The organism is Marichromatium gracile (assembly GCF_004343155.1).
In the GTDB taxonomy this organism is placed as follows: Bacteria; Pseudomonadota; Gammaproteobacteria; order Chromatiales; family Chromatiaceae; genus Marichromatium; species Marichromatium gracile.
This window is the reverse complement of sequence record NZ_SMDC01000002.1, coordinates 259353-282305: the sequence shown is the minus strand read 5'-3', so window position 1 is coordinate 282305 and position 22953 is coordinate 259353. Positions and strand designations below refer to the sequence as shown.

Genomic DNA, 22953 nt, shown 5'->3' with positions numbered 1-22953 from the left:
ATCGCGACCGCCCGCGCGGTTGTCGGTCATTGAGCGTTCGGCCAGCGGGGAGCGGGCCCCGGCGGCCGGACCCATCAACCCTGCAGCACCCCCTCGACGACCGCGACCAGGTTGTCGACGGTGAAGCCGAACTCCTTGAACAGCGCGCCGGCCGGGGCCGACTCGCCGAAGCGATCGATGCCGAGCACCGCGCCGCGCGAGCCGACGTACTTCCACCAACCGTCGCCGACGGCCGCCTCGACGGCCACCCGCGCCTCGACCGCGCGCGGCAGCACCGACTCGCGATAGGCCGCGTCCTGGGCGTCGAAGACGTCGGTCGAGGGCATCGACACCACGCGCACCGCGCGCCCTTCGAGCGCATCGGCGGCACCGAGGGCGAGGGCGACCTCGGAGCCGGTGGCGATGATGATCACCTCCGGGGTCCCGGCGCAATCGCGCACCACGTAGCCGCCGCGCGTGATCGCCGCCAGCTGCTCGGCGTCACGCTCGACGTGCGGCAGCGACTGACGCGAGAAGATCAGCGCGCTCGGGCCGTCGCGCCGCTCGATCGCCTGACGCCAGGCGACCGCCGACTCGACCGCGTCGCAGGGCCGCCACACGTTCATGTTAGGGATCATGCGCAGGGTCGGGATCTGCTCGACCGGCTGGTGGGTGGGACCGTCCTCGCCGAGACCGATGGAGTCGTGGGTGTAGACGAAGATCGAGGGCACCTTCATCAGCGCCGCCATGCGCAGCGCGTTGCGGGCGTACTCGGAGAACATCAGGAAGGTCGCGCCATAGGGCACGAAGCCGCCGTGCAGGGCGATGCCGTTGATGATCGCCGACATGCCGAACTCGCGCACGCCGTAGTAGACGTAGTTGCCCGGCGCCTCGCCCTTGCCGATGCCCTTGCAGCCCTGCCACAGCGACAGGTTGGAACCGGCCAGATCGGCCGAGCCGCCGAGCAGCTCGGGGAGCAGCGGACCGAAACCGTTGAGCGCGTTCTGCGAGGCCTTGCGCGAGGCGATGCTCTCGCCCTTGGCGGCGACCTCGGCGATGAAGGCATCGGCCTGCTCGGTCCAGTTCGCCGGCAGCTCGCCGGCCATGCGCCGCTCGAACTCGGCGGCCTCGGCGGGGTGGGCCTTGGCGTAAGCGGCGAAGCGCTCGCGCCACGCGGACTCGGCGGCGGCGCCGCGCTCACGCGCGCTCCAGCCGGCGTAGACCTCCTTGGGGATCTCGAACGGGGGGTGGTTCCAGCCCAGCGCCTCGCGGGTGAGGGCGATCTCCTCCTCGCCGAGCGCGGCGCCGTGGCAGGACTCCTTGCCCTGCTTGTTGGGCGAGCCGTAACCGATGATGGTCTGGCAGCAGATCAGCGTCGGTCGATCGGTGACCGCACGCGCCTCCTCGATGGCGACCTGGATGGCGTCGGGGTCGTGACCGTCGACCTCGGGGATGACGTGCCAGCCATAGGCCTCGAAGCGCTTCGGGGTGTCGTCGAGGAACCAGCCGGGGGTATCGCCCTCGCCGCGCACCTCGCCGTCGATGGAGATGTTGTTGTCGTCATAGACGGCGATCAGCTTGCCCAGACCGAGCGCGCCGGCGAGCGAGCAGGCCTCGTGCGAGATCCCCTCCATCAGACAGCCGTCGCCGAGGAAGGCATAGGTGTAGTGATCGACGATATCGTGACCGGGGCGGTTGAACTGGGCGGCGAGCGCCTTCTCCGCGATCGCCATGCCGACGGCGTTGGTGATGCCCTGGCCGAGCGGCCCGGTGGTGGTCTCGACGCCGGGGGCATAGCCGTACTCGGGGTGTCCCGGGGTCTTGGAATGGAGCTGGCGGAACTGCTTGAGGTCCTCGATACCGAGGTCGTAGCCGGTGAGATGGAGCAGAGAATACAGCAGCATCGAGCCGTGCCCGTTGGAGAGCACGAAGCGATCGCGGTCGGGCCACTGGGGGTTGGCCGGGTTGTGGTTCATGAAGTCGTTCCACAACACCTCGGCGATGTCGGCCATGCCCATCGGCGCGCCCGGATGCCCGGACTTGGCCTTCTGCACCGCATCCATGGCGAGTGCCCGGACGGCGTTGGCGAGTTCTCTGCGTGAGGACATGAGCCCCTCCTGAAGTTGACGATGACGAAGATACTGATTGTGCGGACCGGGGCGCCGAGGCATCACGGCGGACTGAGGCTCACCCGGAAACGGCCCGCGAATGCGATGAATGTGGCGTGCGGGGCTGGCGGCCGCATCGAGCAGGGAAGTTTCCATCCTCCGGCCCGGGGCGAGGACGCGCGAGTTGGCCGGAGATTCCCACACAGGGCCCTTGATTGTGAACCAAAGGTCCAGGGTCGGACATCAAAACAAACTTATACCGCCAAAAACTATTTTAACATTTCATAATATTCAGGATTGACGCTTGAAATACCACATCAGTTTACCACCGCGCCGGGCGGGCCGGCGCGGGCCGGGCCGTGCTCAGCCCTCCATCCACTTGATCGAGCAGCCCATGCTCGGGATCTGCTCGGCCGGGCCGCGTCCGCTCAGCGCGACCTCGCGCATCGCCTCGAACAGGTCGCGGCGCACGTCGGCGGGGGCGGCCTGCTTGCGACTGGCATCGAGCCGACCGCGATACTGCAGCTCGAGCGCGGCGTTGTAGCCGAAGAAGTCGGGGGTGCAGACCGCACCATAGGCCTTGGCCACCGCCTGGTCGGCGTCGTAGAGATAGGGGAAGGGAAAGGCGAAACGCTCGGCGATCTCGCGCATGTTGTCGAACGAGTCCTCGGGGTAGTCGGCGACGTCGTTGGACATGATCGCCACGCTGCCGATGCCGAGCGTGGCCAGCTCGGCGGCATCGCGCACGATACGCTCACGCACCGACTGGACGTAAGGGCAGTGGTTGCAGATGAACATCACCAGCAGCCCGCGCTCGCCGCTGCAGGCATCGCGCGTCCAGGTACGGCCGTCGACGCCCGGCAGGGCGAAATCCGGGGCCGGCTGGCCGAAGTCACACACGGGGGTCTCGAGTGAAACCATGACGGGGATCCTCCGAGTTGGCGGTTCGATGGTGCGGGGCCGCCCCTGGCGGGCGCGACCAAAGGGGACATCAGCGTCCTCGCGGGCACGACGCCGGCGAGCACGGCCCCGGGCAACATGCCACATCCGCCCCCTCGGGCGCATCCCCACCCCCGCGCCCCGGCGGTCGGGGAGGATGTCGGCGACCCGTCCGCGCCCCGCATGTTACCGGAACGGAAGGGGATTCCAAATCTCGCCCCGATCGCCGCCGATCGCCGCCTCATGAGGCCGCGGCGCGGGCTTCGCGAACGTCACGCGAGCCGCTATCATGAGCGGCTTCATCAACGCGCCACCCCGGCGCCATGAATAGGGCTCGACTCGTATGAGCAAGGACTACATCTTCACCTCGGAATCGGTCTCCGAAGGACATCCGGACAAGATGGCAGACCAGATCTCGGACGCCGTCCTCGACGAGATCTACCGCCGCGACCCCAACCACGCCAAGGCGCGCGTGGCCTGCGAGACCCTGGTCAAGACCGGCTTCGTGATGCTCGCCGGCGAGATCACGGTGACCGACGCCAACCTCAAGATCGATTACGAGCGCGTGGTGCGCGAGGTGGTCAAGGACATCGGCTACGACAACTCCGAGGTCGGCTTCGACGGCAACACCTGCGGCGTGATGATCGCCCTCGGCGAGCAGTCCAAGGACATCAACCAGGGTGTCGATCGCGAGAGCGAGGAGGCCCAGGGCGCCGGTGACCAGGGGCTGATGTTCGGCTATGCCACCAACGAGACCGACATGCTGATGCCGGCGCCGATCGACTACGCCCACCGTCTGGTGAAGCGTCAGGCCGAGGTGCGCAAGAACGGCACCCTGCCCTGGCTGCGCCCCGACGCCAAGTCGCAGATCACCATGCGCTACCGCGACGGCAAGCCGGTCGGCGTCGACGCCGTGGTGCTCTCCACCCAGCACGGCGAGGAGGTCAGCGAGCGCGTGCTGCAGGAGGCGGTGATGGAGGAGATCATCAAGCCCGTGCTCGGCGCCACCGGCTGGCTCAACGCCGAGACCAAGTACCACATCAACCCCACCGGCAAGTTCGTCATCGGCGGTCCGGTCGGCGACTGCGGCCTGACCGGGCGCAAGATCATCGTCGACACCTACGGCGGCATGGCCCGTCACGGCGGCGGCGCCTTCTCCGGCAAGGACCCGTCCAAGGTCGACCGCTCGGCCGCCTACGCCGGTCGCTATGTCGCCAAGAACATCGTCGCCGCCGGGCTCGCCGACAAGTGCGAGATCCAGGTCTCCTACGCCATCGGCGTCGCCGAGCCGACCTCGGTCTCGATCGAGACCTTCGGCACCGCGCATGTGAGCGAGGAGCGCATCATCGAGCTGGTGCGCGAGCACTTCGACCTGCGCCCCTATGGCATCATCAACATGCTTGACCTGACCAACCACGAACTGATCAAGTATCGCGATACCGCTGCCTACGGTCACTTCGGTCGTCCCGAGGCCGGCTTCACCTGGGAGCGGACCGACAAGGCAGAGGCGCTGCGCGCCGCCGCCGGGCTCTAAGCCCACCCAGCCCCCCGCCACCGAGGAGCGCTGCAACCCGGGACCACCGAGGTCCGGGCCAGGCTCGGGGACGGGGCATACAGTTCGAACGGCGCTCACTCACGATTCATCAGGAAGAGTTGATCAACCATGAGTGAGTTCACCGATTACAAGGTCGCTGACATCACCCTCGCCGACTTCGGTCGTCGCGAGATCGCCATCGCCGAGACCGAGATGCCGGGCCTGATGGCCCTGCGCGAGAAGTACGGCCCCTCCAAGCCCCTCGCCGGCGCCCGCATCACCGGCAGCCTGCACATGACCATCCAGACCGCCGTGCTGATCGAGACCCTGGTCGCGCTCGGCGCCGAGGTGCGCTGGTGCTCGTGCAACATCTTCTCCACCCAGGATCACGCCGCCGCCGCGATCGCCGCTGGTGGCATCCCGGTCTATGCCTGGAAGGGCGAGACCCTGGAGGAGTACTGGTGGTGCACCGAGCAGGTGCTCAACTGGCCCGACGGCCAGGGCCCGAACATGATCCTCGACGACGGCGGCGACGCCACCCTGCTGGTGCACAAGGGCGTGGAGTACGAGAAGGCCGGCGCGGTCCCCGCGCCCACCGCCGAGGACAACGAGGAGTGGACCGCGGTGCTCGGCGTGCTCGGGCGCACCTTCGAGCGTGACAACCAGCACTGGCACAAGATCGCCGAGGGCATCAAGGGCGTCACCGAGGAGACCACCACCGGTGTCCACCGTCTCTACGAGATGGCCAAGAACGGTTCGCTGCTGTTCCCCGCGATCAACGTCAACGACTCGGTGACCAAATCCAAGTTCGACAACCTCTACGGTTGTCGCGAGTCGCTCGTCGACGGCATCAAGCGCGCCACCGACGTGATGATCGCCGGCAAGATCTCCATGGTCTGCGGCTATGGCGACGTCGGCAAGGGCTGCGCGCAGTCGCTGCGCGGACTCGGCGCCACCGTGTGGGTCTCGGAGATCGACCCGATCTGCGCCCTGCAGGCGGCGATGGAAGGCTTCCGCGTGGTGACCATGGAAGAGGCGGCGCCGATCGCCGACATCTTCGTCACCACCACCGGCAACAAGGACATCATCCGTCACGACCACATGGCGGCGATGAAGAATCAGGCGATCGTCTGCAACATCGGTCACTTCGACAACGAGATCGACATCGCCAGCGTCAGCCAGTACCAGTGGGAGGAGATCAAGCCGCAGGTCGATCACATCATCTTCCCCGACGGCAAGCGCATCATCATGCTCGCCCAGGGTCGACTGGTGAACCTCGGCTGCGCCACCGGCCACCCGAGCTTCGTGATGTCCAACAGCTTCACCAACCAGGTGCTGGCACAGATCGAGCTCTTCACCAAGGAAGACGCGTACCCGATCGGCGTCTACATCCTGCCCAAGCACCTCGACGAGGAGGTCGCGCGACTGCATCTGGACAAGATCGGCGCGCACCTGACCACCCTCACCGAGGATCAGGCGGCCTACATCGGCGTCGATGTGAACGGACCGTACAAGCCCGAGCACTACCGCTACTAAGCGGCTCGCGCGTCCCGGACGCGGCGGTCGCGGCCTCTTGGCCACGGCCGTCGCGGCCGCCACGGTTCCTCACCTCAACTCATCTCGCGACCGTCGCGCACCGCGCACCCGCGTCCTCGCGCGGCGGTAGCCGGAGTGCCAGAGCATGTCGCCACAAGATCCCACCCCGACCTACAGTCTCGAACTCTTCCCGCCCAAGACCGCCGAGCGCATGGAGCGGCTCAAGAGCGAGATCACCACCCTCAACACCGTCTCGCCGCGGTATTTCTCGGTCACCTACGGCGCCGGCGGCTCGACCCGCAAGGGCACCTTCGAGACCGTCTCCTGGCTGCGCAGCCAGGGCATCGACACCGCCCCCCACCTCGCCTGCATCGGCTCTCCCCGGGCCGAGGTCGAGGAGCTGCTGGAGCACTACCGCGAGCAGGGCATCGACCGCCTGGTGGCGCTGCGCGGCGACCTGCCCTCGGGCATGGGCGGCGGACTCGGCGGTGACTTCCGCTATGCCAACGAACTCGTCGAGTTCATCCGCGAGCGCACCGGCGATCACTTCCGCATCGAGGTCGCGGCCTATCCCGAGTACCACCCCCAGTCCGGTACCCCGGACCGCGATCTGGCCAATTTCAAGCGCAAGGTCGAGGCCGGCGCCGACGCCGCCATCACCCAGTACTTCTACAACGCCGACGCCTATTTCGCCTTCATCGAGCGCTGCCAGGCAGAGGGCATCGACATCCCCATCGTGCCCGGCATCATGCCGATCACCAACCACAGCCAGCTCGCCCGCTTCTCCGACGCCTGCGGCGCCGAGATCCCGCGCTGGATCCGCCGTCGGCTCGAGGGCTTCGGCGACGATCTCGCCAGCACCCGCGAGTTCGGTCACGAGGTGGTGCTGCAGCTGTGCCGGCGCCTGATCGAGGGCGGCGCCCCCGGACTGCACTTCTACACCATGAACCAGTCCGGCCCGACGCTGCGTCTGTGGCAGGAGCTGGGACTGCCCACCGGCGACTGAGCCAGCCAACGCCGGCGCGCGCCCCGGACGCGCCGGCGCCTCAGTCGTAGCACTCGTCCTTCCAGCGTCGCAGCGCGGCGAACACCGCCGCCGGCTCCTCCAGCGCCTCGCCGGCGAAGCGCTCGGCGGCCGCGCGCACCTCGGGCACCGCAACCCGCAGGAAGGGATTGGTCGCCAGCTCCTCGGCGAGCGTGCTCGGCACCGTCGCGCGGCCTGCCGCACGCGCCGCGCGCACCGCGGCGATGCGCGCCTCGAGCGCCGCATGCTGCGGCTCGACCCACTGGGCGAAACCGAGGTTGGCCTCGGTGTACTCGTGGGCGCAATAACACCGCGTCTCCGGCGCCAGCCGCGCGATCCGCGCCAGCGAGCGCGCCAGCTGCTCGGCGGTGCCGTCGAACACCCGGCCACAGCCGGCAGCGAACAGGGTATCGCCGCAGAACAGCCGCCCCTCGCCGAGATAGGCGACATGGGTCGCGGTATGACCCGGCACCTCCAGCACCCGGAAGGTCACGCCGAGCCCGGCGGGCTCGATGGCGTCCCCCTCCCCCACCCGATGATGCGCCAGCGCGATGCGCGCATCCTCCGGGGCGTAAACGACCGCCTCGGGGAAGGCGGCGCACAGCGTCTCGACGCCACCGATGTGGTCACCGTGATGATGGGTGAGCAGCACCGCCTCGAGATGCAGCCCGTGCTCGCTGAGATAGGCCAGCACCGGCGCGGCCTCGCCCGGATCGACCAGGGTCGCGCCGGCGCCACCGGGGGCGCGCAGCAGCCAGATGTAGTTGTCCTCGAAGGCGGGGATGGCGATGGGTTCGAGCATGATCGACGGCTCCTCGGGCGACGGCGGGGACGGCGATGGGGGGAGACGGCCGGGCGCATGACGCCCGGCACGGCTGCGGCTAGCCGGCGAGCGTCTGCTCGCGGCGCGGCGTGGTGGTCTCGAGCGCGGCGAGCGCCCGACTCACCGAGTCGTGGATACCCGCGGCATCGAGCCCGCACTCGGCGAGCTGCTCGGCCTGGGTGGCATGGTCGATGTTGCGATCGGGCAGCCCGAGCTGGAGCACCGGTACCACCACGCCCTCGGCGGCGAGCAGCTCGGTGACCGCGCTGCCGGCACCGCCGGCGACGGTGTTCTCCTCCAGGGTGACCAGCAGCGCGTGCTCGCGCGCCAGCGCGAGGATCAGCTCGCGATCGAGCGGCTTGACGAAGCGCATGTTGGCGACCGTCGCATCCAACTCCTCGGCGACCTCCAGTGCCGGCGCGACCATGGTGCCGAAGGCGAGCATCGCCACCCGACGACCCTCACGCACCCGCAGGCCGCGCCCGATCGGCAGCGCCGGGGCCTCGGGGTCGACGGCGACGCCGGGACCGACGCCGCGCGGATAGCGCACCAGCGCCGGTCCCTCGAACTCGTAGCCGGTCTTGAGCATCTGCCGACACTCGTTCTCGTCGGCCGGGGCCATGATCACCAGATCGGGCAGCGGACGCGAGAAGCTGAGATCGAAGCAGCCGGCGTGGGTGGCGCCGTCGGCCCCGACCAGACCACCGCGATCGACCGCCAGGGTGACGTCGAGCTGTTGCAGACAGACGTCGTGGACGAGCTGGTCGAAGGCGCGCTGGAGGAAGCTCGAATAGATCGCCACCACCGGCTTGACGCCCTCGCAGGCCATGCCCGCGGCGAGCGTCACCGCGTGCTGCTCGGCGATGCCGACGTCGTGGAAACGCTGCGGGAAGCGCTTGGCGAAGTCGCCCATCCCCGAGCCCTCGCACATCGCCGGGGTGATCGCCACCAGACGCGGATCGCGCGCGGCGGTGTCGCACAACCAGGAACCGAACACCTTGGTATAGGTCGGGCCCTTGGCCTTGGACTTGCGGAACTCGCCGGTCTGACGGTCGAAGGGGGTGACGCCGTGGAAGGTCACCGGCTGGCCCTCGGCGGGCTCGTAGCCGTGCCCCTTGTGGGTGACCACGTGCAGCAGGCGCTGTCCCGGCATGCCCTTGACGTTACGCAGGGTCTTGAGCACCGAGTCGAGGTCGTGACCGTCGATCGGGCCGATGTAATTGAAGCCGAGTTCCTCGAACAGGGTGCTCGGCATCACCATGCCCTTCATGTGCTCCTCCCAGCGCCCGACCAGCTCGCGCAGGTGCGGCATGCCGCGCAGCGCGCTCTTGCTGCCCTCGCGCATGCTGGTGTAGAGCTTGCCCGAGAGCAGTCGCGCCAGATGATTGCTGATGGCACCGACCGGGGGCGAGATCGACATCTCGTTGTCGTTGAGGATCACCGTCAGGTCGATGTCCATCGAGCCTGCGTGATTGAGCGCCTCGAAGGCCATCCCCGCGCTCAGCGCACCGTCGCCGATCACCGCGATGACGTTGCGCCGCTCGCCGCGCTGCTTGGCCGCGATCGCCATGCCCAGCGCCGCACTGATCGAGGTGCTGGAGTGACCGACGCCGAAGGTGTCGTATTCGCTCTCGCAACGCTTGGGGAAGCCGGACAGGCCGTCCTTCTGACGCAGGCTGTGCATGCGCGCGCGCCGTCCGGTGAGGATCTTGTGCGGATAGGCCTGATGACCGACGTCCCACACCACCCGATCCTCGGGGGTGTTGAAGACGTAGTGCAGGCCGAGGGTCAGCTCCACCACCCCGAGCCCGGCCGCCAGATGACCCCCGGTGCGCGAGACGGTATCGACGAGGAACGAGCGCAGTTCGCGCGCGACCTCCGGGAGCTGGCTCTCGGGCAGGGCGCGCAGGTCGGCCGGGGAGTCGATCGAGGCGAGAAGCGGATGCCGCTGCACGGCGGCGCCGGTATCACTCTGGGTGCGGTCGGGCATGATCTGACTGGCTGTTTTTTTGGCAGGTCGACTAGTTTAGACGAATCGATTCGGCGCTGCCCAATGCGAAAGCGCATCGGAGGGCGCCACGGCTCAGCGCCCCAGGGCCACCGGCGCGGCAATCCCACTGGCCTCGGCGATGACGAAGTCGCGAAAGGCGCGCGCCGCCGGCGACAAGCGCTTGCCCTGACGATAGACCAGGAACCAGTGACGCCGGTGCGGGAAGCCCTCGACATCGAGCACCACCAGGCGGCGCGTCTCGAGTTCGAGTTCGATGGTGTGCAGCGACACCACGCTCAGCCCCAGCCCCGAGCGCACCGCCTGCTTGACCGCCTCGTTGCGGGTCATCTGCATGCCGTGACGGATCGCCAGCCCCTGCTCGGCGAAGATCCGCTCCATCGCCTGACGGGTGCCGGAGCCGGGCTCGCGCATCACGAAGGGCTCCTCGGCCAGCCGCGCCAGCGGGATGTCGGCGACCCCGACGAGCGGGTGCTCGGGCGGGGCGATCACCACCAGCGGATTCTCCATGAAGGGCTCGGACTCGACCTCGACGCGCTCCGGCGGGCGGCCCATCAACACCAGATCCACGGCATTGCCCTCGAGCATCTGTACCAGCGACTCGCGGTTGGTGATGTCGAGATGCAGCGCGATCCCCGGATAGCGACGCTGGAACACCGCCAGCAGCCGCGGCGCGAAATAGTTGACGGTGCTCGCCGCGGCCAGGTGCAGACGGCCCCGGTTGACGCCCTTGAGCGACTCCAGCACCTCTTCCATCTCCTGCAGCGAGCGGTTGACCGCACGACTGTAATGAAAGAGCTCACGCCCGGCCTCGGTCAGCTCGATGCGCTTGCCCAGCCGCTCGAACAGCGCCAGCCCGACCGCGTTCTCGAGCTGGCGCACCTGCATCGACACCGCCGGCTGGCTCAGATGCAGCTCCTCGGCGGCGCGGGTATAGCTCAGGTGGCGCGCCACCGCCTCGAATACGCGCAACTGTCGCAATGAGACGTGCATGACGAGGCCAATCAATAGAAGTAGAAGGGATAGATCATAATCTATAGCTTATATTAAACATAAGCAATATTTAGTAGTAATTATAGGGTTGTTCCATATAATCGATCCCCAGGTTCCGCCCCCGGCCACCACGGCCGGGTCCGGCCCGAGAATACCGGCACAGCAGCAACACACCGAGCTCTATGCGGAGGACCGAGCATGGCCAAGACCTATAACGCGGGCGTCAAAGAATACCGCGAGACCTATTGGATGCCCGACTATACGCCGAAGGACACCGACCTCCTGGCGTGCTTCAAGATCACCCCGCAGCCCGGGGTGGCGCGCGAGGAGGCCGCGGCGGCGGTCGCGGCCGAGTCCTCCACCGGCACCTGGACCACGGTGTGGACCGACCTGCTCACCGACCTCGACCACTACAAGGGCCGCGCCTACGCCATCGAGGACGTGCCCGGCGACGACGAGCGCTTCTACGCCTTCATCGCCTACCCCATCGACCTGTTCGAAGAGGGCTCGGTGGTCAACGTCTTCACCTCGCTGGTGGGTAACGTCTTCGGCTTCAAGGCCGTGCGTGCCCTGCGTCTCGAGGACGTGCGCTTCCCCATCGCCTATGTGATGACCTGCAACGGCCCGCCGCACGGCATCCAGGTCGAACGCGACGTCATGAACAAGTACGGTCGGCCGCTGCTCGGCTGCACCATCAAGCCCAAGCTCGGACTCTCGGCGAAGAACTACGGTCGCGCCGTCTACGAGTGCCTGCGCGGCGGTCTCGACTTCACCAAGGACGACGAGAACGTCAACTCGCAGCCGTTCATGCGCTGGCGTCAACGCTTCGACTTCGTCATGGAGGCGATCGACAAGGCCGAGCGCGAGACCGGCGAGCGCAAGGGGCACTATCTCAACGTCACCGCCCCGACCCCGGACGAGATGTTCAAGCGCGCCGAGTACGCCAAGGAGATCGGCGCCCCGATCATCATGCACGACTACATCACCGGCGGCTGGTGCGCCAACACCGGACTGGCCCAGTGGTGTCGCGACAACGGCGTGCTGCTGCACATCCACCGCGCGATGCACGCGGTGATCGACCGTCACCCGCACCACGGCATCCACTTCCGCGTGCTCGCCAAGCTGCTGCGTCTCTCCGGCGGCGACCACCTCCACACCGGCACCGTGGTCGGCAAGCTCGAGGGCGATCGCGCCGCCACCCTCGGCTGGATCGACCTGCTGCGCGAGTCCTATGTCGAGGAGGACCGCTCGCGCGGCATCTTCTTCGATCAGGACTGGGGCGCGATGCCGGGCGTCTTCGCCGTCGCCTCGGGCGGCATCCACGTCTGGCACATGCCGGCGCTGCTCGCCATCTTCGGCGACGACGCGGTCCTCCAGTTCGGTGGCGGCACCCTCGGCCACCCCTGGGGCAACGCCGCCGGCGCGGCGGCCAACCGGGTCGCGCTCGAGGCCTGCGTCGAGGCCCGCAACCAGGGACGCGCGATCGAGAAGGAGGGCAAGGAGGTGCTCACCGCCGCCGCCGCCCACAGCCCCGAGCTGAAGGCCGCGATGGAGACCTGGAAGGAGATCAAGTTCGAGTTCGACACCGTCGACAAGCTCGACGTCGCCCACAAGTGACCCCGGAGCCCGGGCCCGGACGGGCCCGGCACCGGCCACCCAGAGTCAACCGAGCCGACCGACCGCAGGCTCGCCGATCGTAGAGACGAGGAGGACCCCGTCCGCGGACGGGCCCGGCAACGCCGGGGAGCAGCGCGGCGCCGCGAGGCGCACGCATAACCATAAGGGGCACCAAGTCCCACGGGCGGTGCCGCCAGCGATGGCGGCGGCGACCCGAACCAACAAGATCACTCGTCGCGCCCTCGGCGCCTGTGCGGTTCCAACCATAGAGAGTGTCACCATGAGCGAAATGCAGGACTACCAATCGAGCCTCGAGGACGCGAGCAGCCGCAAGTTCGAGACCTTCTCCTACCTGCCGGCGATGAGCCCCGAGGGCATCCGCCAACAGGTCGAGTTCATCGTCTCCAAGGGTTGGAATCCGGCGATCGAGCACACCGAGCCGGAGAACGCCTTCGACCACTACTGGTACATGTGGAAGCTGCCGATGTTCGGCGAGACCGACGTCGACACCATCCTCGCCGAGGCCGAGGCCTGTCACCAGGCCCATCCCGACAACCATGTGCGCCTGATCGGCTACGACAACTACGCCCAGTCGCAGGGCGCGGCCATGGTCATCTACCGCGGCACCCCGGTCTGACCACGGCCCGCCATCGCTTGTGACGTCACGGACGCGACCGGCGCCGGTCGCGTCCGTCCCCCGCCCGCCCAGCGTTCAAGGACTGCCCCCATGAGCGAGACCCATCGCGACCAATACCTGATCCGAGAGGAGCCCTACTACCGCACGGTCGAGGACGAGGTACGCCTCTACGAGGCCGCCTACGCGGCGCGCATGCCGGTGATGCTCAAGGGGCCGACCGGCTGCGGCAAGTCGCGCTTCGTCGAGTACATGGCCTGGCGGCTCGAACGCCCGCTGATCACCGTCGCCTGCAACGAGGACATGACCGCCTCGGATCTGGTCGGGCGCTTCCTGCTCGACGCCGACGGCACCCGCTGGCAGGACGGCCCGCTCACCGTCGCCGCGCGCATCGGCGCCATCTGCTATCTCGACGAGGTGGTCGAGGCGCGTCAGGACACCACCGTGGTGATCCACCCGCTCACCGACCACCGTCGCTGCCTGCCGCTGGAGAAGAAGGGCGAGCTGGTCGAGGCCCACCCCGACTTCCAGATCGTCATCTCCTACAACCCCGGCTACCAGAGCCTGATGAAGGACCTCAAGCAGTCGACCAAGCAGCGCTTCGGCGCGCTCGACTTCAGCTACCCCAGCGCCGCGATCGAGGCCGAGATCGTCGCCCACGAGGGCGGCATCGAGCGCGATCAGGCCGACAGGCTGGTGCAGGTCGCCCAGCGCAGCCGCAACCTCAAGGGCCACGGCCTCGACGAGGGCATGTCCACCCGCCTGCTGGTCTACGCCGCCCAGCTCATGGCCAAGGGCATCGAACCCCGCGCCGCCGCCCAGATGGCCCTGGTCCGCCCCCTCACCGACGACCCCGACATGCGCGACACCCTCGACGCGGCGGTGGATACCTATTTCTAAGCGGCCAGCGGTCAGCCACCAGTGAGGCGGATACCAACCGCCGACAGTCGACGACAGACCGCTGGCGGCTGATAGCTGAAGGCTGATAGCTGGTAGCTGGTAGCTGGTAGCTGGTAGCTGGTAGCTGGTAGCTGGTAGCTGGTAAAGCATCATGCGCGACTATCGCAAGCTGTCCGTCTGGCACAAGGCCCACGCGCTGACGCTCGCCATCTACGAGACCACCCAGGGCTTCCCGCCGAGCGAGCGCTTCGGACTGGTTCCGCAGATGCGCCGCGCGGCGTCCTCGGTACCGTCGAACCTCGCAGAGGGCTGTGGGCGCGGCAGCGATGCCGACTTCGCCCGCTTCGTGCGTATCGCGGCGGGGTCGGTCAACGAACTCGAATACCAGTGTCTGTTGGCGCGTGATCTCCACTACCTGCCGGCAGCACACGCCGATGAGCGCATGCGCGAGTGCGCGGAGATCCGGCGGATGCTCGTCGGGCTACTCACCTCGCTCGCCCCGCCGACCCCACATCCCCCTACACGGTCAACGCCACCGGACGAGGATGCCCGATGAGCACGCGGCACCGCCCACTGGAGGCTGGTGGCTGATATCTGGAGGCTTTGCATGACCAGCGATATGCAAGACGCACTTTCCTGCCTCAAGTCCGGCGCCGAGCACGCCCAGGCGCTCGAGGCGAGCCATCACGAGGCCGCGCGCCTGCTCTCGCCGCGCGGGCTGGAGCACTATGTCACCGGCATCCGCGCGATGTGCACACTCAACAAGGGCGACGATCTGGTGATGACCTATGTGCAGGAGATGCCCGGGGTCGCCCGCGAACTCGGCGAGGACATCATCCCCGACATCGTCGGCGCGCTGATGAAGCTCGCCTCGCACACCTCCGGCACCGTGCTCACCCTGCTGCTCGGCTCGCTCGGGCTGGCCGCCACCCGGCTCGGCGACGCCGAGCTGATGCGCGGCTATCTCGGCCTGCTCCACCAGCTCGCCGGCAAGGCCCCGCGCGGCCTGCGTCCGATGCTCGAACACAGCGACGAGCTGTTCGCCAAGCTCACCCTCGGCGGACTGCGCCGCTGGGCGCTGTGGGGCGCCCAGGCCCACGCCCGCGACCTCGACGGCCAGCTCGCCTACTTCGGCCTGGCCAGCGAGGCCTCGCGCGCGGTGCTCCAGCAGGAGCGGCGCGGCACCCTGTTCGTCGACAACCAGCGCCGTCTCAACTTCTATCTGCGCGCGCTCTGGGCGCGCGCCTTCTTCATGCGCCCGACCTCGGGCGACTACGAGTCGCGCGAGGGACTGCGCCCCTTCATCGAGGAGTTCCAGATCCATCTCCCCGATGCCTTCGACGACTGGCAGGACATCCCCGGCGTCGACCTCTACCGCGCCGCCGCCGCCCACTGCGCCGCCCATCTGGTCTACACCACCGCGCCGCTCGACGGCGCCGGCCTGAGCCCGGCGCAGCGCTTCGTCGTCACCCTGTTCGAGGACGCCCGCGTCGAGGCCCTGGCGGTCGCCGAGTTCCCCGGCCTGCGCAAGCTCTGGGGCGCCATCCACGCCCACGCCCTCCCCCTCGCGGCCAACGCCCACCCGATGCAATCGCTGCTCACCCGGCTGGCGCGCGCCCTGCTCGACCCCGAGTACCAGGACCCGGAACCGGCGATCGCCGAGAGCGCCGCACGCTTCCATGAGCACTGCGCCAACCGCGGCACCGACAACGCGATCAGCCGCGAGGCCGGGCTCGCCTTCCACGACCGCGCGCTCGAACTGGTGGCGCTGCCGAGCCTGCGCGTGCTCGAGGACATGCCCCTGCCCTATCGCGACGACAACCGCTACTGCTGGGCCTTCGACGAGAACCTGTTCATCACCCAGGGGCTCGACTACCTGCCCGAGCGCGCGCGACAGGTGCGCCGTCAGGTCAGCGTGATGGAGATGGTCAACGAACTCGACTGCGAGCTTGCCGGCGACGACGCCCAGGAGGTGTGGAACCTCGCCACCCCCTTCTGGCTCGACCAGGAGGACTGCACCATCAACGAGCTGGAGGGCCGCGAGCCGATCTCCGAGCCCTTCCACTATCCCGAGTGGGACTACCACGTCCAGCTCTACCGCCCCGACTGGACGAGCGTGATCGAGCGCCGCCAGGAGCGCGGCGACCCGGCGCTGATGGACGAGATCCTCACCCGCCATCGCCCCATCGCCTCGCGCATCCGCCACCTCATCGACGCCCTCCAGCCCCAGGGCGTGGTGCGTCGGCGCGGCTACGAGGAGGGCGAGGAGCTCGATCTCGAAGCCGCGGTGCGCGCCATGGTCGACATCCGCCGCGGCGTCATGCCCGACCCGCGCATCAACATCCGCATCACCCGCCACGTCCGCGATCTCGCCATCGTCGTGCTGATGGACCTCTCCGAGTCGACCAACGAGAAGGTCGGCGTCAACGAGGGCGAGCCCGGCTACGACGCGGCCCCCAGCATCCTCGACCTCACCCGCGAGGCCACCGGCCTGCTCGCCTGGGCGATCGACGCCATCGGCGACGCCTTCGCCGTCCACGGCTTCGCCTCCGACGGTCGTCACGACGTCCGCTACTACCGCTTCAAGGACTTCGACCAGGACTATGGCGACGCGGCCAAGTCACGCATGGCCGGGATGCGCGGCGGGCTCTCCACCCGCATGGGCGCGGCGCTGCGCCACGCCGGCCATCACCTCGAACAGCAACCGGCGCAGAAGCGTCTGGTGCTGCTCATCACCGACGGCGAGCCCGCCGATATCGACGAGCGCGACCCGCAATACCTCCGCCACGACGCCAAGAAGGCGGTCGAGGACCTGCGCACCCGCGGCATCCACACCCACTGCCTCACCCTCGACCCCGAGGCCGACCGCTACGTCGCGCGGATCTTCGGCGAGAACGGGTACTCGATCGTCGATCAGGTGGAACGGTTGCCGGAACGGTTGCCTGGGGTGTTTGGGGTGTTGACGGGGTGAGGGGGTGTGTTCAACTCCGGTCCTTGTAGACCGCTGTCTGGTCGCGTGTATAGCATAGGTAGCAGGGCGTCATCTGGTCTGCGGAAACGTCTCGGATGCGTGTTGGCTTGAGCGTATTGATGACGTTATCCGCGCGTTGCACATAGACGCGGAGCTGGTTGGGCGAGACTCGGTGGCATGCCAAGAGTGAGAGGCTGGCCTCGCGATGGGGGTGAGGCATCAAGCATTATTGGCGGTTGCCGTCCGCGTATTTGAGTCGACCACTGTTATGATAGACTGCCATCATCGCAGAAATTTACACACGGAAGTTATTCCACCAAAATGTTAAAAGCAGAAAAGCGCACCCAACAGCATGTCTTTTGAAGCAGCAGTAGACTGGGACGGAACAATCCGAAAAGGCTTTACCATCCGCACCTGGATGAGCCATCTCTATCAATCAAAAGTCATTGAGCAAGATTTTGTCTGTCAGGTTGAAGACTTATTCACTCGCCATGAAAGAAACCAGATTAATCACGACGACCTAGCTCAGCAAACCGCCCTAATCTATGCAAACGCACTAAAAAATAAAAAATTCTCAGAGATTCAAACTCAAGCCCGCATTTTTATTGAGGAAGACAAGAATTACATATTCCCAATCTCAAGACGCCTGATAAACCACCTCGCAAGCAATGGCGTTGAAATAACCATCATAAGCGGCGCCCCCATTGAAGTAATCTCCCAATACCAAGACAGCCTACCTATAAAAAGCATCTACGGTTTAAAGTTAAAAATTAGCGGAGCTAAGTATACAGGCTCAATACAGAGCAACCCCGGATCATCCAAAGAAAAAAAAGATATCTTATTTAAGCATTTCAATAAACCCCCGATTGAGCTTGCGCTTGGAAATTCCGCCTCAGATATACCGCTATTCAAAAACGCAAATAAACGCATAGTCGTAGACAACCCATCCATTCTTCCAGGCGAAAATTCTTACCACCTTAAAAGCGGTGACGCAGAAGAATCTGACTGGGATAACATTTTAGATTATCTTGGAGGCAATTAGTGGGCGCCAGTTCTTGGAATATCTTTTGGGGGCTCGTTGGCTCAGGGGTCGGAGCTTTGGTCGGATGGTTATTGAGAAATATAACTGACTGGTACCGAAAGCGGCTGGGCGTCCTTACTGGCACGTGGTACCAACTCATCCCATTACAGAACGACCAACCTGAAAAATGGGACATGGTCACCTGCAAGCATATTGGGGAGACACTTTCCGGCGAAATCAAGAGATTTCGGCCCGATGAAGAGAGCTTCAAGAAATGGAACTTCAGCGGCAGAGTTCGGAACGATCTTATCTTTGCTGTTTTTTGGACTGCAGACGAGAAGACAAATCCAGGAAGCTACGGAACAATTCAGTTGCATCGTTTGCCTGCGAGATATTGCGAAGGGCACTACGAAAAATGGGTCTTGTCCAGTGACGGCAGTGAGTTCACCGGCAAGTTACAACAAGCGAAGCTTAAGTGGATGTCTGAGTCTGAAGTCCCCCCCGAATTTCGCCCCCCCCCCCAAGGATTGACGTAGACTGAAGAAGAGTAAAGGACACCCACTTACCGTTGACGCTCCCAAGGCTCTCTCCTACGCTTCTCCCAACACCTCCAGCGGAGATGCCCCATGACTCGTCCCCGCACCGCGCTCGTCTCCCTCTCCGATACGCCCTAGTACCACGTCGTCACGCGCTGCGCGCCCGAGAGTAAAGGACACCAAAGGACACCCACTTACCAGATATTCCAGAAAACGCCCGATATGCGAGGCGTCCAGATCGGTCGGATCTCGATTTCCGCTGAAGGCGATATAGCGCATCATCCAATGGACATAGGTCTGCTCGGTGCGGATCGCCATTCCACGGACCCGAATGGTCTTGACGACACGATCCAGCAGGGCCGAATGCGTCTTGCGGATCTCGGCGAAGGAATGATTCGAGTCATCCGATGAATCCACGTCCGGACTCGCCGGACCCGCTTCATAATCCCGAGCCACCGTCGGATGGCTCGGCTCCAGCCGTTGGGCCGATGCCCGCCACTGTTCCCAGTCCACCTGCTCCAGCCATTCCACGCCCGCGAGCTCGAACAAAATCCGTATAGCATCGACAATCTGGCGAAACTGCCAGTCCTTCATCTCGGTCCTCTGACCCACCTCCGTCAGATAGCGCTCGACGTCGGCAGGGCACTGCTCCGCCAGCTTCCGATTCGGAAAAGCCGCGATGTACTGCTCCGCACGCCGCACCATCCAGCGGTCGAACGGAGGCTTAACCCCTGATTCTCCGACCTTTTGCACGTACCGGTGCCAAAACGACCGTACCTTTTCCCTATAAGTTGACGGGTTGTTGTCCATGGCCTAGTCTCAGTTCGTGTATGCGTGGTTGGTTGGGACGGCTACATCGCGAAATTTTGAGGATAGCGAGGGTGCGTACATGAATCATAGACACGCTATGCAGATTCTGTCTAGTTCAGAAATTAGAGAATCTGTATAGCGCAATAATTACTGATTCCGCCTAATCAACTGTTAGACATTAAAACGAGGAATAAGGTATGTTTGAAATATTGCCATGGATATTAGGGGTTGCAGCCGCCACTCACAGCATTTATAAAAAAGATGACACAGTATTTGCCGTTTTTGCAATCTTTTTCTTGGTGTCAATCTTTCTATATTTCGCATATTCTTCCGTTTTCCTTGGCGTGATGGTGCCAGACTTTTTGTCGATTCTTCCATTCCATCTTATACTATTATTTTTTTTCTGCTCCGCCTATTACTTTAAGTCCTTTGTAAAATACGAAGAATTCAAAGAGAATGTAGAAAGCTATTATTTCCAAGTTGGAATATTGATAACTTCGGTTAGTTTTTTTATTGGGGCCGCCTTCCTTGGATATTACTGGCCTCAATATTTGACAGCGTTTTATTTTGTTATATTTTTATTTGGCATAAATTTTGTAAAAAAATATCCACGTCTATCTGTTGTAGAATTCATGTCATTATTATTAATAGGAGGGGCAATTTTTAGCTATTATGTCTTAGCTATGTGGTACCATGGTGGAATTACGCCGAAATCAATCATGGATGTTGTATCTAGGCACATGTCTTTTTCTTTAATGGCTTGGTTCTTTTTTTTGTATGCCCTCGTGAAAATGAGAATACTTGAAAAGAAGCAATGGGATAGGTTCGCAGCTATCTGTATGGTCGCATTCATATTTGGTTTTAGCACGTTACACCCTGAGCTAAAACAACTATCCTCACCTGTTATAAAAAACATAGTAGATATTGCCTTTATTGGTGGCGACGTTGGAGTTATAGGTGTTTATGCATCAGCTTTAGTTAAACATAGGGTAAGTCTTTTAGCATAATAATTGCCAATTAAATCTGAAAAATATCTAACAAGGTAAATGCACTCGGACGTCAAAAAGCGCCGCTCGTTCCTCTCTATGCTTTTTGCCGCCGGTGATTTGCGGCGTTGGGCGACTAGCAAGATCAGTATTTGGTGAGTGCTCATGGATCGTATTTATCAGACGCGGCTTTGGGTGACTGCAGCTTTGGCTGCATTCTTTGTGGGTCTCAGCTACGAACTTAAGTCGTTTGCGCCGTCACTGTCCGCTTTTCCCTCTATCTTCTTGGCTGCGATTGCATTTCTATTCGGATCTGGCCTAGCTCAGTTTGTGGTGAAGGTCCTTATAGACAGCAAGCGCGTCCGCAGATTCCTACTTGGTAGTGCATGGATTGAAGGATACTGGTTCGTAGAAACAAAGAAAGTAGATGGCGAGGGAAACCCTCTTAAGTATCCCGGGATCCTTTATCTGGATTACAAAGCATCTAAAGGCATGCTAAAAGCCGTAACAACCCGATTTGACGCAGACGATAAAGAATATACGGTTGTGTCACAGGTTGCACATGCTCGAACTGACGATGATTTCATTCAGTACCTTAATTACTTTAAATTGACTAGTGCTGGCCAAGGAGAAAGACATGGGCTCGCTTTTGGTGAATTTGTAAACAACAGCGATTTCACTTCTTTCCCTACAAAGATGCTAGGGAAAATTTCCCTCGAAGGTGAAGATCAAATTAAAGAACAAACAGCAAGACGAATTTCAGACAAGAAGGCAAGAGAACTCTATGAGCAATACGGAGACAATTGGATGAAAGAGGTTCTTCACTCAAATGGCTCTTTGGCGTTTTCTTGACGTAGTAATCGAGCAGGGAACTTAGCAATCTGAGGCCCAACACGCCCATCAAGCCGAGTCCATACTGCGCATTGAACTCAGCGCAATCCCGTAGTGTTGTGGTAGCGCAGTATGGCCCGGCTTATGGGTGACGTTATGCGAGAGTAAAGGACACCCACTTACCACTTACCACTTACCACTTACCACTTACCAGCGTAGACTTGAAACGCGAACGTCATTCCATTCAAATGGAAGAACAAAAAATGACCGGCACAACTCAGGATAAACAATGATTACCTTCAAGACACAATTCCCCATCAACAGTAACAAATCGGTAGATGATTTATTTGAAACGGGGCGAATCTGGCTTGCTGGGAGCCCCCACTCCACATTAGCTTCAAAAATGTCAAATGCATCAGATATCAAAGATAATTGGTCAACTGAAAGCGAAAATGAAAAGATCCGCTTCATAAAATTTGAAAATGGAAAAAAGCTCAGCGCCCTAAGGCATGAGAATATCGACCATTCTGGTATGCGATGGGTAACAGAGGTCGCCTGCGCAAAATCTGCTGATGACTTTTGGCTTTCGGTACAACTCAGCGTCGATTCCGAACTACCAGTTGAAAAAATTGAACATGGCAAGCGCCCCCATATTATTAAAACGATCATACGTGAGATTGGCGGGGGCATGGACGGAGAGCTTCCCGTTTCGGATAAGCCAATACACCTCAAAGAGGATCAAGTAGAACTCGCGGCAGATGTAATCACGGCCAAAGCTGGATGCCAAATGCCGGTTGTGTACGTGAGTTCAGACAATGACGGGAATAGCCACATCAATCCAGCAAAGCTGTCCCATTGGCTGTCAGGGATGGCGCATGTTCTTGTAGAACCAAACAGAAGCTTTTCTTTTGATCTCGCCCCCTTGGTATATAGAGAGAATGCGTATGGCGGAGCCATCGCAATCTATTGGCCAGACGGGATCGGAAAATGGCTTTTTCTTCCCCAAGGGAAATACCTAGACCCTAAAGAGCTCCAAATATCGATAACCCGGAAAGTAAGAGATTCACTCTTATCTCAACGCACAAGGAGGGAATGCACCTGGGGGCACATTATTGAACAAAAATCAAGGAAGCGCATTCAAGAACTACGCAACTCAGGATCAGAAAAAGTCGATGAATATATCGCAGAATTTGATATTGAAATCGCCAGCAAGATTGAGGAAATACAGCGTTTAGAATCTGAGGTTAATCGCCTCAAACATAGCTATTTTGGAAAAGAAGACGGTCGACCGCTGCGTACAGATGGAGTGGTACTCAGCAGCTCTGAAGCCGATCTCTATCAAGGGGAAAGGCTTTCATTAATAATGGAAGCATTGTCGAGAGCGCTCGCTTCATCTGAGCCCCATAGCCGAAGACATCACGTACTAAATGACTTCGTAAATTCTAATAGCCAGCCTTGCGAGAAAGACACGATCATTGAGTCATTGAAAGAACTTTTACGTGCTTATAGAGAAATGGACTCAACAACCAAGGCTGAGCTGATGAGGCTTGGGTTCGACATAAGAGAAGATGGCAAGCACTACAAATTGACATTCAGAAATGAGAAAAGATGCCCGTTCATTCTCCCTAAAACCGGCAGCGACCATCGTGGCGGCCTTAACTCTTTCTCAGACATCAAGAAACGGCTTTTCTAAGAGGCTCTAT

General features: G+C 62.6%; 19 protein-coding genes and 1 riboswitch. Of the genes, 13 read left to right on the top strand and 6 right to left on the bottom strand.

The genetic code is table 11. The features are described 5' to 3' along the window. Window positions 1-74 precede the first annotated feature (74 nt). Window positions 75-2087: a transketolase gene (tkt, locus tag EDC29_RS04265; RefSeq protein WP_132228698.1), complete on the bottom strand. Its 2013-nt coding sequence runs from the start codon at window positions 2085-2087 to the stop codon at window positions 75-77. A gap of 363 nt (window positions 2088-2450) precedes the next feature. Beyond that, window positions 2451-3008 (bottom strand): thioredoxin family protein, encoded by a 558-nt coding sequence (locus tag EDC29_RS04260; protein WP_123142913.1) that lies wholly within the window; start codon window positions 3006-3008, stop codon window positions 2451-2453. Window positions 3009-3369: 361 nt separating this feature from the next. Here EDC29_RS04260 and metK point away from each other — a divergent pair, with 361 nt between their 5' ends. The 3 genes from metK (at window position 3370) to metF (ending at window position 7102) form a co-directional block, all read left to right on the top strand. Beyond that, window positions 3370-4560: a methionine adenosyltransferase gene (gene metK / locus EDC29_RS04255; protein WP_062272501.1), complete on the top strand. Its 1191-nt coding sequence runs from the start codon at window positions 3370-3372 to the stop codon at window positions 4558-4560. A 16-nt stretch (window positions 4561-4576) separates the two neighbouring features. After that, a riboswitch (S-adenosyl-L-homocysteine riboswitch) is annotated at window positions 4577-4664 on the top strand. Between the two features lie 25 nt (window positions 4665-4689). Continuing rightward, window positions 4690-6096, top strand: coding sequence for an adenosylhomocysteinase (gene ahcY, locus EDC29_RS04250; RefSeq protein ID WP_123141478.1), 1407 nt, complete (start codon window positions 4690-4692; stop codon window positions 6094-6096). A 145-nt stretch (window positions 6097-6241) separates the two neighbouring features. Then, window positions 6242-7102: a methylenetetrahydrofolate reductase [NAD(P)H] gene (metF, locus tag EDC29_RS04245; RefSeq protein WP_123141479.1), complete on the top strand. Its 861-nt coding sequence runs from the start codon at window positions 6242-6244 to the stop codon at window positions 7100-7102. A gap of 40 nt (window positions 7103-7142) precedes the next feature. Here the strand turns inward: metF and gloB are convergent, their stop codons facing one another. From gloB to EDC29_RS04230, 3 genes are all read right to left on the bottom strand, one after another. Continuing rightward, a complete protein-coding gene (gene gloB, locus EDC29_RS04240) occupies window positions 7143-7922 on the bottom strand; it encodes a hydroxyacylglutathione hydrolase (RefSeq protein ID WP_132228696.1) in 780 nt (259 codons plus the stop codon). 79 nt (window positions 7923-8001) lie between these two features. Next, window positions 8002-9933 carry a 1-deoxy-D-xylulose-5-phosphate synthase gene (gene dxs, locus EDC29_RS04235; protein WP_132228694.1) on the bottom strand — a complete coding sequence of 644 codons (1932 nt, stop codon included), beginning with the start codon at window positions 9931-9933 and terminating at the stop codon, window positions 8002-8004. A gap of 93 nt (window positions 9934-10026) precedes the next feature. Further along, on the bottom strand, window positions 10027-10944 hold the full coding sequence (locus EDC29_RS04230; RefSeq protein ID WP_123141482.1) for a LysR family transcriptional regulator: 918 nt from the start codon (window positions 10942-10944) through the stop codon (window positions 10027-10029). 198 nt (window positions 10945-11142) lie between these two features. Here EDC29_RS04230 and EDC29_RS04225 point away from each other — a divergent pair, with 198 nt between their 5' ends. From EDC29_RS04225 to EDC29_RS04195, 7 genes are all read left to right on the top strand, one after another. After that, on the top strand, window positions 11143-12561 hold the full coding sequence (locus EDC29_RS04225) for a form I ribulose bisphosphate carboxylase large subunit (RefSeq protein ID WP_123141483.1): 1419 nt from the start codon (window positions 11143-11145) through the stop codon (window positions 12559-12561). A gap of 280 nt (window positions 12562-12841) precedes the next feature. Continuing rightward, complete coding sequence (locus EDC29_RS04220; protein ID WP_005221368.1) at window positions 12842-13198, top strand: ribulose bisphosphate carboxylase small subunit; 357 nt, start codon at window positions 12842-12844, stop codon at window positions 13196-13198. A 90-nt stretch (window positions 13199-13288) separates the two neighbouring features. Beyond that, on the top strand, window positions 13289-14095 hold the full coding sequence (locus EDC29_RS04215; protein WP_062272487.1) for a CbbQ/NirQ/NorQ/GpvN family protein: 807 nt from the start codon (window positions 13289-13291) through the stop codon (window positions 14093-14095). A gap of 151 nt (window positions 14096-14246) precedes the next feature. Next, window positions 14247-14651 carry a four helix bundle protein gene (locus EDC29_RS04210; RefSeq protein WP_132228692.1) on the top strand — a complete coding sequence of 135 codons (405 nt, stop codon included), beginning with the start codon at window positions 14247-14249 and terminating at the stop codon, window positions 14649-14651. Between the two features lie 51 nt (window positions 14652-14702). Continuing rightward, on the top strand, window positions 14703-17066 hold the full coding sequence (locus tag EDC29_RS04205) for a nitric oxide reductase activation protein NorD (RefSeq protein WP_132228690.1): 2364 nt from the start codon (window positions 14703-14705) through the stop codon (window positions 17064-17066). A 352-nt stretch (window positions 17067-17418) separates the two neighbouring features. Next, complete coding sequence (locus tag EDC29_RS04200) at window positions 17419-18108, top strand: HAD family hydrolase (RefSeq protein ID WP_132228688.1); 690 nt, start codon at window positions 17419-17421, stop codon at window positions 18106-18108. 173 nt (window positions 18109-18281) lie between these two features. Beyond that, window positions 18282-18623 (top strand): hypothetical protein, encoded by a 342-nt coding sequence (locus EDC29_RS04195; RefSeq protein WP_132228686.1) that lies wholly within the window; start codon window positions 18282-18284, stop codon window positions 18621-18623. A gap of 54 nt (window positions 18624-18677) precedes the next feature. On the opposite strand, the gene EDC29_RS04190 is transcribed toward EDC29_RS04195, so the two are convergent. Continuing rightward, on the bottom strand, window positions 18678-19433 hold the full coding sequence (locus EDC29_RS04190; protein ID WP_242465942.1) for a site-specific integrase: 756 nt from the start codon (window positions 19431-19433) through the stop codon (window positions 18678-18680). Between the two features lie 197 nt (window positions 19434-19630). On the opposite strand from EDC29_RS04190, the gene EDC29_RS04185 reads away from it, so the two are divergent. The 3 genes from EDC29_RS04185 to EDC29_RS04175 all read left to right on the top strand — a co-directional run bounded on the left by EDC29_RS04185 (window position 19631) and on the right by EDC29_RS04175 (window position 22943). After that, complete coding sequence (locus EDC29_RS04185) at window positions 19631-20440, top strand: hypothetical protein (protein WP_132228684.1); 810 nt, start codon at window positions 19631-19633, stop codon at window positions 20438-20440. Between the two features lie 144 nt (window positions 20441-20584). Next, a complete protein-coding gene (locus EDC29_RS04180; protein WP_132228682.1) occupies window positions 20585-21271 on the top strand; it encodes a hypothetical protein in 687 nt (228 codons plus the stop codon). A 268-nt stretch (window positions 21272-21539) separates the two neighbouring features. Next, window positions 21540-22943, top strand: a complete 1404-nt coding sequence (locus EDC29_RS04175; RefSeq protein ID WP_132228680.1) for a hypothetical protein — start codon at window positions 21540-21542, stop codon at window positions 22941-22943. Window positions 22944-22953: the final 10 nt, after the last annotated feature.